Origin of the sequence: Dictyobacter vulcani, assembly GCF_008974265.1 — a bacterium.
GTDB lineage: Bacteria > Chloroflexota > Ktedonobacteria > Ktedonobacterales > Ktedonobacteraceae > Dictyobacter > Dictyobacter vulcani.
This window is the reverse complement of sequence record NZ_BKZW01000001.1, coordinates 1142067-1156841: the sequence shown is the minus strand read 5'-3', so window position 1 is coordinate 1156841 and position 14775 is coordinate 1142067. Positions and strand designations below refer to the sequence as shown.

Annotated in this window: 13 protein-coding genes and 2 tRNA genes; 4 read left to right on the top strand and 11 right to left on the bottom strand. The window is 48.9% G+C overall.

The genetic code is table 11. The features are described from left to right. Positions 1-79: 79 nt before the first annotated feature. The 8 genes from KDW_RS04845 to KDW_RS04810 all read right to left on the bottom strand — a co-directional run bounded on the left by KDW_RS04845 (position 80) and on the right by KDW_RS04810 (position 8033). Positions 80-1444 (bottom strand): GNAT family N-acetyltransferase, encoded by a 1365-nt coding sequence (locus KDW_RS04845; protein ID WP_151754916.1) that lies wholly within the window; start codon positions 1442-1444, stop codon positions 80-82. Positions 1445-1483: 39 nt separating this feature from the next. Continuing rightward, positions 1484-2428 carry a DMT family transporter gene (locus KDW_RS04840; RefSeq protein WP_151754915.1) on the bottom strand — a complete coding sequence of 315 codons (945 nt, stop codon included), beginning with the start codon at positions 2426-2428 and terminating at the stop codon, positions 1484-1486. A 13-nt stretch (positions 2429-2441) separates the two neighbouring features. Further along, complete coding sequence (locus KDW_RS04835; protein WP_162004957.1) at positions 2442-2906, bottom strand: HAD family hydrolase; 465 nt, start codon at positions 2904-2906, stop codon at positions 2442-2444. Between the two features lie 309 nt (positions 2907-3215). Next, positions 3216-3572 carry a GlsB/YeaQ/YmgE family stress response membrane protein gene (locus KDW_RS04830; protein WP_151754913.1) on the bottom strand — a complete coding sequence of 119 codons (357 nt, stop codon included), beginning with the start codon at positions 3570-3572 and terminating at the stop codon, positions 3216-3218. A gap of 174 nt (positions 3573-3746) precedes the next feature. Next, the gene (locus KDW_RS04825) at positions 3747-4181 is read right to left on the bottom strand and encodes a hypothetical protein (protein WP_151754912.1); all 435 of its coding nucleotides are present in this window, start codon (positions 4179-4181) and stop codon (positions 3747-3749) included. A gap of 54 nt (positions 4182-4235) precedes the next feature. Further along, positions 4236-4709, bottom strand: coding sequence for a ribonuclease FAU-1 family protein (locus KDW_RS04820; protein WP_151754911.1), 474 nt, complete (start codon positions 4707-4709; stop codon positions 4236-4238). A gap of 239 nt (positions 4710-4948) precedes the next feature. Then, positions 4949-6586, bottom strand: a complete 1638-nt coding sequence (gene abc-f / locus KDW_RS04815; protein WP_162004956.1) for a ribosomal protection-like ABC-F family protein — start codon at positions 6584-6586, stop codon at positions 4949-4951. Between the two features lie 622 nt (positions 6587-7208). After that, positions 7209-8033, bottom strand: a complete 825-nt coding sequence (locus tag KDW_RS04810; RefSeq protein WP_162004955.1) for a sugar phosphate isomerase/epimerase family protein — start codon at positions 8031-8033, stop codon at positions 7209-7211. Positions 8034-8183: 150 nt separating this feature from the next. Here KDW_RS04810 and serS point away from each other — a divergent pair, with 150 nt between their 5' ends. From serS to KDW_RS04790, 4 genes are all read left to right on the top strand, one after another. After that, positions 8184-9464, top strand: a complete 1281-nt coding sequence (gene serS / locus KDW_RS04805) for a serine--tRNA ligase (protein WP_151754908.1) — start codon at positions 8184-8186, stop codon at positions 9462-9464. Between the two features lie 252 nt (positions 9465-9716). After that, positions 9717-9800: transfer RNA gene (locus KDW_RS04800), tRNA-Ser, on the top strand. Positions 9801-10096: 296 nt separating this feature from the next. Continuing rightward, entirely contained in the window at positions 10097-11635 is a 1539-nt protein-coding gene (locus tag KDW_RS04795) for a DUF4388 domain-containing protein (protein WP_162004954.1), read from the top strand. Between the two features lie 43 nt (positions 11636-11678). Further along, on the top strand, positions 11679-12764 hold the full coding sequence (locus KDW_RS04790) for a sigma-54 interaction domain-containing protein (RefSeq protein WP_151754906.1): 1086 nt from the start codon (positions 11679-11681) through the stop codon (positions 12762-12764). A gap of 37 nt (positions 12765-12801) precedes the next feature. Here KDW_RS04790 and KDW_RS04785 read toward each other — a convergent pair whose 3' ends face one another. The 3 genes from KDW_RS04785 to KDW_RS04775 all read right to left on the bottom strand — a co-directional run bounded on the left by KDW_RS04785 (position 12802) and on the right by KDW_RS04775 (position 14762). Further along, a complete protein-coding gene (locus KDW_RS04785) occupies positions 12802-14049 on the bottom strand; it encodes a molybdopterin molybdotransferase MoeA (protein WP_151754905.1) in 1248 nt (415 codons plus the stop codon). Between the two features lie 78 nt (positions 14050-14127). Beyond that, positions 14128-14201, bottom strand: a tRNA-Glu gene (locus tag KDW_RS04780). A gap of 144 nt (positions 14202-14345) precedes the next feature. Beyond that, positions 14346-14762, bottom strand: coding sequence for a VOC family protein (locus tag KDW_RS04775; protein ID WP_151754904.1), 417 nt, complete (start codon positions 14760-14762; stop codon positions 14346-14348). Between the last annotated feature and the right edge of the window lie 13 nt (positions 14763-14775).

The window sequence follows — 14775 nt, the reverse complement described above, 5'->3', positions numbered from 1 at the left end:
GATTAGCGCTCCTCAATACATCAGCGTACCGGCAGCGTTTGTCGCTGCGACCAGTTCGCGTCCACACGCTTCCCTGTGACTAATTCCAGCCGGGCACAAATGATGGTCGCGTTGGGAAGAGTATCTTGAGCAGCAGCCTGGCCTCGTTGCTGACCCAGATATCAGGAAATATATAGCGTAGAGCTTCTATGCTACGATGACCAAAGAGCACCTGCAGGAAAAGCAGTGGCGGAAAGCTGGCGTTTGCATCGGCAGCATAGAGTGGCGCACGCCAACTTTCAATGATGGTTATGCGTCCCTGCTCGAAGACCATGCGTAGTCCATCACGGTAGAAATCTATTTTGATCTCACCACTATATCCAGCTAAAGGAGAAGCCGCCAATCGTTTCTCAAGCGCTGGAGCAATATGTCTGAGAAAGGCGGGCAGATCTTTGACACGGATATACCAGGCATAAGGAGGTTCGGTCTCACGATCTAATTCTTTGCCCAGCACTTCATGTACTGGATGGGTGGTCCCCAGATTGAAGCTGATCTCACTCAAAACTGGCGTGTCCGCACGGGCCAATTCCATATTGAGGCTATAGGTTTGCAGTGCACGTAGGACCGCAGGCATTGCTGCTTGCATATTCACCCCATCAACAAATTCCAGCAGCCATACATTCAGTTTGTTGTTACTGCGCCTGACATCGGTTGCCAGGAAGCCAATCATCTGTGCTGTGGCATCGATAATAATCTGCACATGGAGCGCATGCCCCAGTTCAGGATGATCTTTCCAGGTCTCAACCTCATAGAGCCATTGTTTGTAACTTACCCGTTCCGTGACAATACCACTGTCCGCCCGCCGTTTGTAGAGTGCCTCAAGTTCAGGAATGTCATCTCTGGTGGCCGGGCGTAGCGTGAATGACTCGGCAACGCCCTCTGGTATTTTGGGAATCAGCGCAACTGGTGTTGTACGTTGATCAATCAATTCGAGCGCATATTCATAACCAAACTGGCGATAGAAATAGGCGATGCCGGTAATCGCCTGTACCAGATCTCCTTCCGCCTCGCTACGTGCATGGAACATCTCAAACAGAGAGCGGATAAGTCCACGATTACGATATGCTGGATCAGTTGCCACCATCTCTGGACGACCGATGGAGAATGGGATGCCTTCATAGGTCCAGGTCTGTTTCCACATACAGGTACAGGCCACCACTGGATTCCCATCCCTGCTGGTATCCTCGATAATGGCAAAGTCATTCGGCCCCATCAAAGGATAGTCGTTATTCATCATCCTGTTAATAACTTTGATTGCATTGGGATTGGGAGGATCATCAGCATGGTTGCGGTGCACTATACTGTGTAATGCCGCGATCCGTCCGATATCTGCTTCCGTTGACCAGCGGAGCACTAATCCATTTCCTAGCTCGCGGCGATATGAAGAGTCGGCAGTTGTTTGCATAGAGATCTCCTTAATCAAAAATAATCCTGACAGCGGCGTCTAGATAAGTACGCTAATAATGCCACCTAGCGTTACCAGGACGCCGATAATCGTGCTCAGGGAGGGAATATCGTGCAGGAAGATGATGCTCAGGACAATGCCCATGGTTACCTCTTGTGTCGCGATCAGATTGGCATAGGTTGCATGGACTTTACGCAGGGCGGCATTATAGAGGGTATGTCCAAGTCCCAGTGGGAAGATGCCCAGGGCTGCAATCGCTCCCAGCGCGGGAAGTGGATAGGGATGCCGGAAGGCAAAGAGGAGCGCTATGGGGAGTAGCCAGAGGGCAGCCAGTCCATAGACATGGCTGGTATAGCGAAATAAAGGATGACGCGTGCGTTCACTGCGACCAATAATTGAGTAGATACCATAACAAAGTGCTGATAACAGTGCCAACCCATCTCCCAGCACCATACATTGGCCATTGAGCGTGCAACTGGTATAGTGTGGCTCAAAACCTGCCATAATCGCAACGCCAATAACTGCTATCGACATTCCAAATAGCTTGCGTATAGGGAGCGATTCACGTAGAAATAGCCACGAAAAGAGCGTGACAAAGATGGGAGATGTATAGGTCAACGCCAGACTATGGGCGGTCGTTGTATAGTTCAGTGACGCAATATAAAAAAAGAAATGGAGCGCCGTTACCAGTCCGTAACCGATAAAGCGCGGGAACTGCTGGCGATTGATGCGCATATTTTGATGGGTCGCAACACCCAGAATCGTTACCAGTAACGCTGCAATCGCCAGTCGCCAGAAAGCGATCTCAACCGCCTGAAAGGGCTGCGACCAGCGAATAAACACCGGGCTGGTCGCGAAAAATAACACAGCAACCACGACATAGAGCAAGCCACTACGCTGAGTGGAAACGTCTGAAGAGTCCTGCCCAGCTGAGGTATGAACCTGTTCATGCTCTCCTGTTTGTCTGGTTGAGCGCGCTTTCATAACCGTTTGCTATCTAGCCGCGTAACGTCGCGATCAGGCGATTGGGTTTTAGCAGCAGATCGATGGCATGCAACGGTCCGTAAGCAACGACATCTGCCCCTTGTAGTGCGCGGGTCGCAATACCTTCGGGAGTAACCACGGCGACACCAATGGTAGCCAGGCGCAGCATACTTGCATCATTGACACCATTGCCAAAAGCAATCACGGTAGCCGGTCCCAAACTTTGTACATAGCGCATCTTCTCATCGCCATGATGAATTTCACGAATTGGAAAGCCCAGAGTGCGCTCAATCTCAGCTAATTTGCCATGGGTTCCAGAAGTAATGAGATGGATTGAGAGGTGTTCAGATAACGTTTTGAGCCGATCAATAGCTCCAGGAATCGCAATACCATCGACAGCGAGGGTGCCGTTTACATCGAAGACTGCATGCTGCAGTTCAATTACACCACGTTGGGGAATCTCAATTTTAATAGCCAATTGCTTGTTTCTCCCTCGAACATAAATCTTGTTTAAAGCATAACGTATCATAGATCCTTGTGCAAATTACTGACGCTATTGTCAGAGCGGATCGCCGTCACTATTTCCGATAGTGGGGATACTGGGGGGGGATGACGTATCATTCTGTTGAATCCTGTATAAGTATACGTCACAAAATAAAGAAACGCCAGAAACTATTTCTGGCGTTTTCTTGTAGAAAAAAAGGAGTGACAAAATGTACATATAACGTATTATTCCTGTTTGAGCATTTTATGTATATGTAACAGTTCTCCATCCAATATAGTTGATTTAGAAGAAGCGACGGCGACGACGGCGAGGGCGACGAACATAGCTGCCACGGCGGCGATAATAGCGCTCATAGCCGGGACGATAGACGCGGCGATAGGCCAATCCACTCCAGAGAGCAACACAAATGGCTGCCACGATGAGAGAAGTCAAGAGGGGGGCGCCACCAATGTAGTAGTCGTTAGAGATATGCAAGCCAAGAAAGCCGACAACTATGAGCATCCCGATGAAGCCAATAATAGTTGCTCCAAGTAGCCCATCACGAGTGCGGCGGCGTGCAATTGCCTCTCCAATAAAGGCACCAACTAAAGCAATAATAAGCCAGATCAGTAGATCGACAAATGTAAAACTGAAGTGCATTTAGTAACCTCCATGTTGATTAGTTCGGATTATTACAATTGTTTTTAGTACGTATTGTCTAGCTTTTTCGCTTCATTTTGAGCACAAAATAAGCTCAACAGAATAAATCGAGGCCTGGATTGCGTAAGCTACGCAATCCAACGCACAATCCAGGAGGAAATTTGAGGTTGACCTTTAACTAATGGCATACAGACGTGGGGGTGGAGTTGTTTGCATTTCTCGTGTCTCACCCAGGCCTGCCAGTGCCAGTGCCGCCGATAGACGTACAGCTCGGGATTGATGAGGCTGTTGTGAAAGCTTTTGTAGCAGAGGAACGGTATACTGATCCTGAAGTTGCGTGAGAAGCCAGACAACGGCTTCGCGTTCATCTACATCAGTGCGTTGGAGTGAGCGGACAAGCTGGAAGGCGAATAGCTTGCCGAATTCTGCCTGACAGAGGTGCAGGCGTTTCTGTATCTCCCTGCTTGACAGGGAACTATGAATAGTCAGGTCGATTAACTCGCGGATCTTACTGTGAAGATTTTGACGAGACTCAAGCTCTAAAACGTTCCAATCGTATGCTTGCATACCAGATGTGGATTGGAGCGGCCTGGCGTCCCATTTTTCCATCAAGATATGTCCTTTCTGGGCACGATAATGGCCCGGAAAACTAGTAGAGAATCGCTACGAAAATTCTGCCAGACTAGAAAAAGCTTCCTGGCGTTTTTCCAGCAGCTGGAGTAGCGTCTGTAAACCTTGTTGTGCACCCTGACGTTGTTCGGCACTGAGCATGTCAGCCGCCGCAAATTCATCCTCATCGAGCAGCAATGGTGTTCCTGCTGCATCCACCCAGAGGTCCAGGAAAAGATCTACCTGTTCAATGCGATCAACCTGAAACTGCGCTGGCTCTGTGATATTGCAATACCAGCCTTTGCGTTGGCCATCCTGATCAATGATATCGAAGATATTAAACCAGCGATCCGTATAGTAATACTCCACAAAACGATCACCGCGCTCAAAACGGGTATAAACAAGTTCTTTTGCTGCCAGTGTCCAGGTGGCCAGAATAACCGCCCGTTGCGCTGAACGCTCAAGTACTGTGCCCGTATAGCGAATCTTCTCGTTTCTCTGTGGATCTAACTTAATAACGGTAATCATTCATCCTCTTTACACTAAAATGGACCAACAAATGTTGGTGCAAACAGTTTATAGTGTAGCCTAAATCTATCTAATATTCAATGGCTGTAAAGGGATAAAGCAGGAAACACCATACCTGAACGTATAGATATTACCCTTCGGGTTTAGCGTGCTATACAAAAAGAAAATTATGTCCTGACACGAATTTATACCAGTTTAATAGATTCGTGTCAGGACATAGTCTGATCAACATTTTTTTGTTAGACACACAATAATTTTTCGCTATAGTAAGAATAGTTGCCTGGATATGTACGGACTGCGCAATCATCTTCGATGGCGATGATTTTGGTCGCCAGTTTATCCAGGAAGTAACGATCATGTGAAATCATCAGCAGGGTACCGTCAAACTGCTGGAGTGCTGTTTCCAATACTTCCACAGACGGTATATCCAGGTTATTGGTGGGCTCATCCAGCAAGAGAAAGTTCGCATCAGTGAGCATCAGGCGTGCGATCTGTAGCCGGCTCTTCTCTCCACCACTTAAATTGCCAATCGTATTGTACATATCCCGATACGAGAAAAGTAAGCGATGCAGCAGCGCAATCGCCTGTCCTTCGCTCATATTTTTCAGCCGTGTCACAAACTGGATCGGGGTACTCTCAAATGGTAGCGTTTCCTGTTCCTGTGAATAATAGCCTGGAACGATACTGGGACCAATCTTGACTTCTCCTCGCTGAACTGGACGCAGGCCCAGGAGCATTTTGAGCAGGGTAGATTTCCCACTACCGTTGTCACCTACAATTCCGATGCGCTCACCATGCATGATCGTCAAATCAAATGGCTTACACAGCAGGCGCGACCCGATTGACACTTCCAGTCGTTTGACTTCGAGCACCTTTTTACTGCTACGTTCAGGATCCAATTGCACTTTCATTTTATTGCGCACCAGCACCGGCTTCTCTGCCAGATCTTCCTTGATACGCGCAATACGCTTTTCCATATTATGCATACGACCAGCAAACTTATCATTCATTTTTGCCCACTCGCGCAACTGCACCAGACTGGCCTCAAGACGCTTGATCTCATCCTGCTGTGTCAGATAATATTCATAGCGTTGCTGTAAGCGCAACTGCCGCTCCTTCACATAGGCCGTGTAGTTTCCTGTATACGTATCGATCGTGCCATCCTCCAACTGGAAGATTTTCTTAACTGTATGGTCTAACAGATGACGATCGTGCGAAATGATCACAACCGTGCCTGGATAGTCGCGGATATAGTCTTCCAGCCACCTTTTAGCGTCCATATCCAGGTGATTATCGGGCTCATCCAGCAAGAGTAGATCAGGAGTTTGTACCAGAATGCGCGCCAGATTGACCAGTTTTTTCTCGCCACCACTGAGCGAACCAACTTTTTGATCATAGCTACTGGCGCTAAAACCCAGTCCGGTTAGAACCGCTTTGGCCTTATGTTCAACCATGTAGCCACCCAGTGTTTCAAAGCGTTCCTGCGCCTTGCCATATGCATCCAGCACCTTTTCAAGTGCATCGGCATTACTGATGATGGTGGGATCGGCCATTTGTTTTTCAAGTTGTTGTTGGTAGTGGAGGTGGGCGGTAAATTCATCCGAGACCTCCTGCACCACCTCAAAAACCGTCCTGGCATGCTGGCGTGGATCAATCTCCTGCGAGAGATGTCCCATTGTTAGACGACGTTTTCGGGAGATGGTTCCTTCAGTGGGCGTATCCAGATCGGCCATCAGGCGCAGGAGAGTGGATTTTCCACAGCCGTTTTCACCCACCAGGCCAATTCGTTCACCGGTGAGAACCTCTAAATCCAATTGATCGAAGACTGCATTGCCAGCGTAATCCTTGCTGACCTTAGAGAATTGTACTAATAACATCGTGCATCTTCCTTCTGATCGAGTGTTGCAGCGCACAGAGGAAATCATGTGGACTGCATGAAGTGATTGGGTATACAGCAGACAGCGTCAGGGTAGGGGAGAAAACCTGGCCATTTGGCTGCAGAGGGAAGAAGGGACGATGATAGAATCAGCGTAGCTTCACTGATCAGGTAGAAGAGGAGTACAGAAAAGGAGAAAAAAACCTACAACTCACCGAGAAGTGAGCGTACGTCATTCACGACATCAGCACTGCTTTCCACCGCATAAGCAAATGTCCAGGCTTATGCGGCGCGCACATGTGTGATAGCTTGATAGGGGTAGTGGTAAGCCAGAAACTGAGCAATTTTATCTTGCTCGGCGCGGCAAATGATTTCATTTCTCATAACATAAAAAATATTACCTGATCATTAGCCGAAAGTCAAGCCTTGCTGTTGCGAATCAGGGCTTTCCAATTCTCTTTTTGTCCCGCCTTCGGCAGGAGAAGAGGGAGGAGATGCGAGGACACCTCGCGCTCCGGCAAGGGGCTGACCGCCCCTTGCATCCCCGCTTGCAACGAGAATTGGAAAGCCCTGGTTGCGAATTGGCAAGAGTCGATTCGCAACAGTATGCTTTGAGAATGAGATTACCACAGGTGCTGGCGGATCTGATCGAGACTGTCGTGGAGTTGTTGGATATGTACTTCGTTGTCTATGGTGATAGCGGGTGATTCCAGACTGATGTTGCCGCTAAAACCTTGCGCCTGGAGCCGACTGAAAAAGCGCTCAAAGTCAATATGGCCTTCACCTGGATGCAGATAGCGGCGTTTCCCATCCACGAATGGTTGTCCGTTGGAGTCTTTGATATGCACATGGTTCGTGCGCTCGTTCTGCCATAGCCAGGGGGTCTCAAAAACGGCGTCAAGCTGATCATAATTTGCCAGGAATTCAGTATCCAGCCCAAAATGACTGCGTGGCTCATGTTTGAGCGCGCGATGCAGATTGGTCAAAGGATCAAAATGGCGACCAGGAATACTCTCCAGTGCCAACTCGATGCCATAGCTTTCCGCGACATCATAGCATTGTGGCAGGAGCGACAAATTATTGTCCAGTTGATCATCAAGCTCGGGCCAGTTCCATAGATGCAAAACCAGGACTTTACAGCCCAGCAGGCTGGCCAGTCGGCAGTTTTCGGCCAGTAACTTTACTCCACGCTCACGCTCCACAGGATCTGGTTGACCCAATGCCGTACCGATAGCTTTTTCTGTATGCATCGCTGGAAAGCGTAGTCCGGTACGAGTAAGGGCTGTCGCAATCTCTTCAATATGTGTATACCAGGAAGGATAGAACATTACCTCAAAGCCATCGGCATTTAGTAGAGGACCATATTTAATAATAGCACTATAGCCAGTAAGGTCAGGATAGCGACTGAAAACTCCGGTTGAGCAAAGTAATTGTACAGATTGGCTCATGCAGATTATCCTCTTCTCATCAGTGCAAAATCGATGTGTTATGGTCATTGTATGCCCGCAAAAAGGTTGGCTGCAAACAAAATAGCCTTTCATAGCTCAAGCAGTACCAGAAAACGGATAAATCGTGCGTCTTATGCTATACTAAAATATATGTTGAGCCTGGATTTTATTTATCAGCATCCCGGCATTGTCCGCGATGCGCTACAAAAGCGTGCTGAGGTACGCGATATAGATGAGATACTGCGTTTAGATGAGCGGCGTCGAAAGCTCATCACGCAGCGGGAAGAATTGTATGCAGCCTTAAAGAGACACAAAGAGGCCGTACGTACCTTGCCGCCAGAACAACGTGTAGATGTGAATAGCCAGATTAAAGCTCTTGGTGAGGAGATTAGCGCGCTTGAGTTGCAGGGAGCCGACCTGGATACACGTTTACAATTGCTACTGCAGATGATTCCTAACCTGCCTCATGAAAGCGTTCCTGTTGGTAACGCCAGAGATCAGGATAATGTTATGCTGCAGTGGGGCGAGCGGATTGACCCCCGCCAAATGCATTTTGAGCCACTTCCACATTGGGAACTGGGCGAACGACTGAATATTATTGATGCAGACATGGGAGCGCGAATCGCTGGTAGCCGTTTCGTCGTTTTAAAAGGTGCTGGCGCTCGGCTTGAACGCGCTTTGATCTCACTGATGCTGGATGTGCATACGCGTGAGCATGGCTATACCGAGATCATGCCACCACAATTGGTGCGGCACTCAGTGATGGTCGGAGCCGGGCAGCTACCCAAGTTTGAAGATCAGGCTTACAGCTGTACCGAAGATGCGCTCTACCTCAATCCGACTGCTGAAGTCCCACTGGTGGGAATGCATAACAATACTATTCTGCCATGCGAGCATTTACCTTTGCGTTATGTCGCCTGGACAACAGCTTTTCGCCGCGAAGTTGGTTCCGCTTCACGGCATACACGAGGCCTGCTACGTCTACACCAGTTTAACAAAGTTGAACTTTTTCAATATACTGAGCCGGAAAAATCTTACACTGAATTGATGAACATGGTGCAGCATGCAGAAGCTATCCTACAATTGCTAGAACTGCCGTATCGTGTTGTGACGCTTAATACTGCACATTTACCATTTGCCGCCGCAAAAACCTATGACCTTGAAGTCTGGATGCCAGGCATCAAAGACTATCTGGAAGTTTCCTCTATAAGTAACTGTGAGACCTTTCAGTCCCGACGAGCCAATATCAAATATCGTCGTAGCCCTCATGCTCGGACCAGTTATGTCCACACTTTGAATGGATCAGGTCTGGCGGTTGGCAGAACCATGGCAGCGATCCTGGAAACCTATCAACAGGCAGATGGGTCGGTTGTTATCCCAAAAGTATTACGTCCTTATATCGGTGCATCTATAATAGTTCCTTCTTCGTAGTAATTAATGAGAACGCACTATTTTATGTTAGAGTATAGTGTTTTATTTTACTATAAAGGCATGTGTTAGTTACAAAAGCAGGAGGTGCCAGGAGCACGACCAGTATTCCCAGGGCAGGTTGGAAACGTTTCTGGAGGCATCAGATCAGGCAAGGGGCGGCAATTTTTAGGAATATTCTAAAAATTCCAAAAATTTCTAAAATTCGTAAAAAAACCCCTTCACAAGTAGACATGGTTGTGATATATTATCTGCGGAAGGATGGCAGAGTGGACGATTGCGGCTGTCTTGAAAACAGCTGGGTGATGAGCCCCGGGGGTTCGAATCCCTCTCCTTCCGCCCTAGAGCAGATAGTATATACATCTGCTCTAGATTTGTCTTTACGAGCTTTTGCCCCACACGTGCCAGGGATATCGTGCCTGCCTCTGCTGTATCTGGCCGTTATCCATATTGTCAGCCAATCTCACGGTGCTTTTGTAGAATCTACTCTGTGCACACAGATGGATATGTAATATGAAAAGTAGTAGTTGGCTCTCATGCGCTACAGGCTATGCATCCCAAAATAAAATTTAGTATATGAGCCAGTGGAAGCATAGTAAGATGAGAGTCGTTTTCTGGACGGACGGTGAAGTATTGTGTCACTGATAGGTACATTAGAGCAATTCAGTTTAGCCAATGTGTTGCAACGCATTGAAGGACATGAGAAGACCGGTCTGCTAACAATTCGACAAGGCGCGCAATGGATTGAGTTCTATATCCGCGATGGTCGCCTATTGTGTGTCGGGCCGCTGCGTACAAATGCAACTTTTGGTGAACGCCTCTTACAAGATGGTATTATTTCGCAAGCGACATTCCAACAGGCAGCGCGTATCCTGACTGATCCCGCACTTAGTGAATCCCAGGCTGCACGAGCTTTAATCGAGCAACGCTATGTCAACCGGGATGAATTACGATCCTGGACCATCAACAAAACCATCGAAGTGTTTAAGGTTCTCCTGATTTGGAGTACCGGTGAAATTTATTTTGATGAAAGTAGCGACGCACCCACAGAGCGTCTGCTCGTCTCAATGTCGATTTCATCGCTGCTGGAATCTGCCACAGCTGCTAATGCCATGGCTTCAGCCTCCCCGAATGTTACCCCGGCAGTTTATACATCCATTGCCGCTACACCGGTCTTGCCTGTACAGCCAGTTCCTCCCATGCAGACACCAGGCAATCCACAACCACAGGTACCGATGACGCCGTTGACCCCTTCCACCCCTTCACCTGATGTTGCCAGGGTGCCAACCTTGATGAGCGCCTCACAATTTTTGGATGATTCATCGTTTGCCGCATCATCCTTTGCAACATCATTCCCATCTACGGAGTCTCTGACACCGGTAGTTAAGGAAGAGCCTGAAATGCCATCCTTCGCTGATGTGGCTGGATTTGCGGATATTTCTTCTGCGTTTGCTGATGTAGCACCAGCCCAGACCGACTCAGGTTTCCCATCTTTATTTGGCAATAGTGATGCCAATGAGCAGGCCGGTGCGCCGTCACTACAGCCAGTGCCAGTGATGAATCCCGAGCCTCCCAGGCGTATAGACACATCTTTTATGCAACCAGAAATGGTGTTATTGCCGCAAGATCTTTCTGCGTATCGCGATCAAAACCCACAGGTACAAGTGACTCCCGATCAATGGTGTGTGTTAACCCGCGTAGATGGTCGCACGTCGCTTATAACCATCTGTCAGGAACTCGGTTCCGTGCCAGAGATTGTATGTCCTATTGTTGGTGAATTGATTGCGGAAGGACTGATTACAACTTCTTTGCTTGATGAGAATCCACCCTCTGAGCCCTCACCTGTTGCACGTGAACTGGTCGCCTCTGGACTGGGGAATGGCTACGTTGCCCCAGGCTACGCTTCTGCGGCTGCTTCGCCGTGGTCAGCCTCTCTACCGGCTGTCCCTGGATCCGATGTTGCAGTCCCGCCTTCATACGGTCCTATGGGTAGGAACAGCGTAGAAACAGAATCCCAATGGGGGAATGGAGGAAATGGAGCGACTTTTGTGCCTGGAAGAGGATGGGTGACAACGCCACAGCCAATGCAACCATTACAGTCTAGCGGTCCACTCTCTTATGATCCCAATGGCAACTATGCGCCAGCCGCAAACGGATATCAGGCTGGCATGTAGCATTTTTTAACTTGAATGGTCCAGGTTATGTGGAGGGGTTGTTGTGATACCAATAGAAAAGAATCAGCTTGCTCATGGGGTAACGACGCTGACATCTGATGATCCAATCGAGGGCATGCTGATTGGACATAGTCAACCGTTGCTGAATGTGATTGCAGCGGCGCGCCAGATTGCTTCCTATCCCGGATCTACTGTCTTGATTCAGGGGGAGAGTGGTACCGGGAAAGATGTTCTTGCCCGTGCCATTCACGAATTGGGCTGTGCATCGTCTTCTGGTGGACTTTTTGTTCCGATCAATTGCGCTGCAATTCCTGAGACCTTGTTAGAGACCGAACTGTTTGGCGTAGAGGCGGGCGCTTTCACCGACGCGAAAGTCACTCGTGATGGTTTACTGACTCGTGCCCATCGCGGTACGCTTTTTCTGGACGAGATTGGTTCCATGCCGCTGGTCTTGCAATCAAAGTTGCTGCGCTTCCTGGAGACACGCAGCTTTCGACGTGTTGGCGGAACGAAAGAGTTGCACGTTAAATTACGCATCATTTCAGCTACCAATAGTGATTTGCAATCTGCTGTTGCCCACAAAACATTTCGTGATGATTTATTCTATCGCCTCTGTGTTTTTCCCATTGTAATGCCCCCACTGCGCGAGCGACGCGAGGATATTCCACTGCTGATTGAGTACTTCCTACAGCGTGAAGGAGCCTGGCGTGGTAGGCAGTTGCGTATGAGTGATGAAGCGCTGGAATTGCTGCTGCGTTATAACTGGCCGGGTAATGTGCGCGAGCTACAAAATGTGTTGGAACGCTGTAGTATCTTTTGTACTGATCATATAATTCAACCAGCAGATATCCAGCGTGCGATGCCAGTGCCGCCAAATCCGGCTCAACAGGTCAGCGAAATTTTGCAGAAACTGCAGTTTCCCGATAATGGTATTAACCTGCCTGCGTTGCTGGGCACAATCGAACAGACCTTTATCCAGGAGGCTCTCAAACGTAGCGGTGGCAATCAGGTTCATGCAGCCCAATTATTAGGACTATCCCGCGATAAGCTCCGCTATCGACTGGCTGATAAAGGTTCGCAGATCCTCAGAGATAGAGTAGACATCCGAAGAAGCTCTTCTATCTCTTGAATCTTGCTTACAGGTAGAGGTAATATCGTAGGTGGCTCTATGAGCTGGCCAGCGCTTCTTCCTGTGTATCCTCAGGCCAGTCGAGCATGATTGCTTTAAGCATTGTGCCTGGTGGGACTTCAGGACCGCCTTCTGGGACGATGACCAGCGCATTGGCTTGTAAGAGTGACGTAAGCATGTGGGATCCCTGGTTACCAGTCGTGCGGGCTACGAATTTGCCGTTTTGCCACCTCACGTGTGCGCGTACATAGTGTCGTCGCTGTGCTCGCTCCTGGATACCATCTTCCACGACTACCTCTACCTGAGGCTTAAAGACAGCAGCGTGGCCCTGGAGCTTGCGAATCACTGGTCGAGCAAAAAGTTCAAATGTGACTGCACTGGAGACTGGATTGCCTGGCAGTCCTACCAGAGGCACGCCGCCAATGTGACCAAAGGCTACTGGCTTTCCTGGTCGCATATTGATACGCCAGAAATTGACCTGACCCTGTTCCGCCATAATATCTTTTACCAGATCAAAATCTCCTACCGAGACTCCGCCTGAGGTCAGGATGAGATCATAGGTCATGGCCTGAGCAAACTTCTCACGGAGACTTTCAACCGTATCGCGGGCTACCCCCAGGCGTTCTGGCAGCGCTCCCGCTCGTCGAACAGTGGCTTCTAAAAGATAACTATTGCTATTGCGAATCTTACCCGGAGCCAGTGGTTGATCAATCTCAATGATCTCATCGCCAGTTCCGAGAATAGCTACCCGTGCCTGACGCACAACCGGGACAGTTGCCCAGCCCAGTGTTGCCAGTATACCAATCTCCCATGCACCCAGTTCGGTTCCACGCGGTAAAATCTTCTGGCCACAGCGCATATCTTCGCCTGCAGGACGAATATTATTACCAGGTTTTACCTCTTGCAGAATCTCAACCCAGTCGCTCTCGGGACCGCCATGACGCGTTAGCTCTACCTGGATCACGGTATCTGCACCTGGAGGAACTGGTGCCCCTGTCATGATACGCATGGCGGTACCTGCTTCTACCGCATGGTCAGCAACATAGCCAGCGGCTACCGCGCCCGTTACGCGTAAATGTGGCGGCTGATCGCCCTGAGGTTTACTATCTGTACTCAGTAAAGCAAAGCCATCCATCGCAGAATTATCGAATGGAGGAATATCTTCTTGCGCTACCACTTCTTCCGCCAGGACACGTCCAGCCGCCTCTGCCAGAGGAACGCGTACCGTGGGCAAGGCTTTAATTTCCGCCAGGATACGTGAGAGTGCTTCTTCAACGCTAATCATGAACCGAACCCTCCTTAACGCAGAAAAGCCTGGCTCACATAAATAATCTTGTGATGCCAGGCTTTTCTAAAATAAAAATACCTCGTACGGGATTCGAACCCGTGATCTCCGCCTTGAAAGGGCGATGTCCTAGGCCGCTAGACGAACGAGGCAAGTTTTGTTATCGCTTTCGCGTCAACGAAGTGGATTATATCTTACTGCGGAGACTTTGTCAAGCATTAATTTATCTGTTTTTACAAAGAGATAAATATTCTTCAATTTCTCCTCACTCTCAGGCTCAGATTATTGCGTGAACCTTATGAGTTGCGATAATCATCAATGATGGTGGTTAGTTCAACGTGATTGCCTGAAGGATCCAATGTGAAGAAGCGCGGACGGTTTGGGAGCGGATCCGCTTCAATGATTGGATAACCAGCCTGCTCGAGTTTCTGGCGATACAGATCCAGATTGTCTACTTCCAGGCAGAAGTGACGGGATTCCTCAGCGCCCTGGAGATGCGTATCAGGGATAAAATGGAGCTCCATCTCACCATCTCCGGCATCAAACCAGAGCAGTCCTTTTGGGGCGAGAATCGCTGGCACTGCCTTTTCCCGAAAACCTAGCAAACCACCATAGAAGGCCCGAATTTGCTCTTGTGAGCCATCTTGAATAGACAAAGAGACGTGTTGCAAACGTGGTAAGCGGATACCATTTTTTTCGTGTCTGGAATGCATGTTTAATCCTTCC

What these genes read in the sequence shown, in the direction of transcription:
- KDW_RS04845 (WP_151754916.1), bottom strand. Translation starts at nt 1,444, where the DNA reads ATGCAAACAACTGCCGACTCTTCATATCGCCGCGAGCTAGGAAATGGA.
- KDW_RS04840 (WP_151754915.1), bottom strand. Translation starts at nt 2,428, where the DNA reads ATGAAAGCGCGCTCAACCAGACAAACAGGAGAGCATGAACAGGTTCAT.
- KDW_RS04830 (WP_151754913.1), bottom strand. Translation starts at nt 3,572, where the DNA reads ATGCACTTCAGTTTTACATTTGTCGATCTACTGATCTGGCTTATTATT.
- KDW_RS04825 (WP_151754912.1), bottom strand. Translation starts at nt 4,181, where the DNA reads ATGGAAAAATGGGACGCCAGGCCGCTCCAATCCACATCTGGTATGCAA.
- KDW_RS04820 (WP_151754911.1), bottom strand. Translation starts at nt 4,709, where the DNA reads ATGATTACCGTTATTAAGTTAGATCCACAGAGAAACGAGAAGATTCGC.
- abc-f (WP_162004956.1), bottom strand. Translation starts at nt 6,586, where the DNA reads ATGTTATTAGTACAATTCTCTAAGGTCAGCAAGGATTACGCTGGCAAT.
- KDW_RS04810 (WP_162004955.1), bottom strand. Translation starts at nt 8,033, where the DNA reads ATGAGCCAATCTGTACAATTACTTTGCTCAACCGGAGTTTTCAGTCGC.
- serS (WP_151754908.1), top strand. Translation starts at nt 8,184, where the DNA reads ATGTTGAGCCTGGATTTTATTTATCAGCATCCCGGCATTGTCCGCGAT.
- KDW_RS04785 (WP_151754905.1), bottom strand. Translation starts at nt 14,049, where the DNA reads ATGATTAGCGTTGAAGAAGCACTCTCACGTATCCTGGCGGAAATTAAA.
- KDW_RS04775 (WP_151754904.1), bottom strand. Translation starts at nt 14,762, where the DNA reads ATGCATTCCAGACACGAAAAAAATGGTATCCGCTTACCACGTTTGCAA.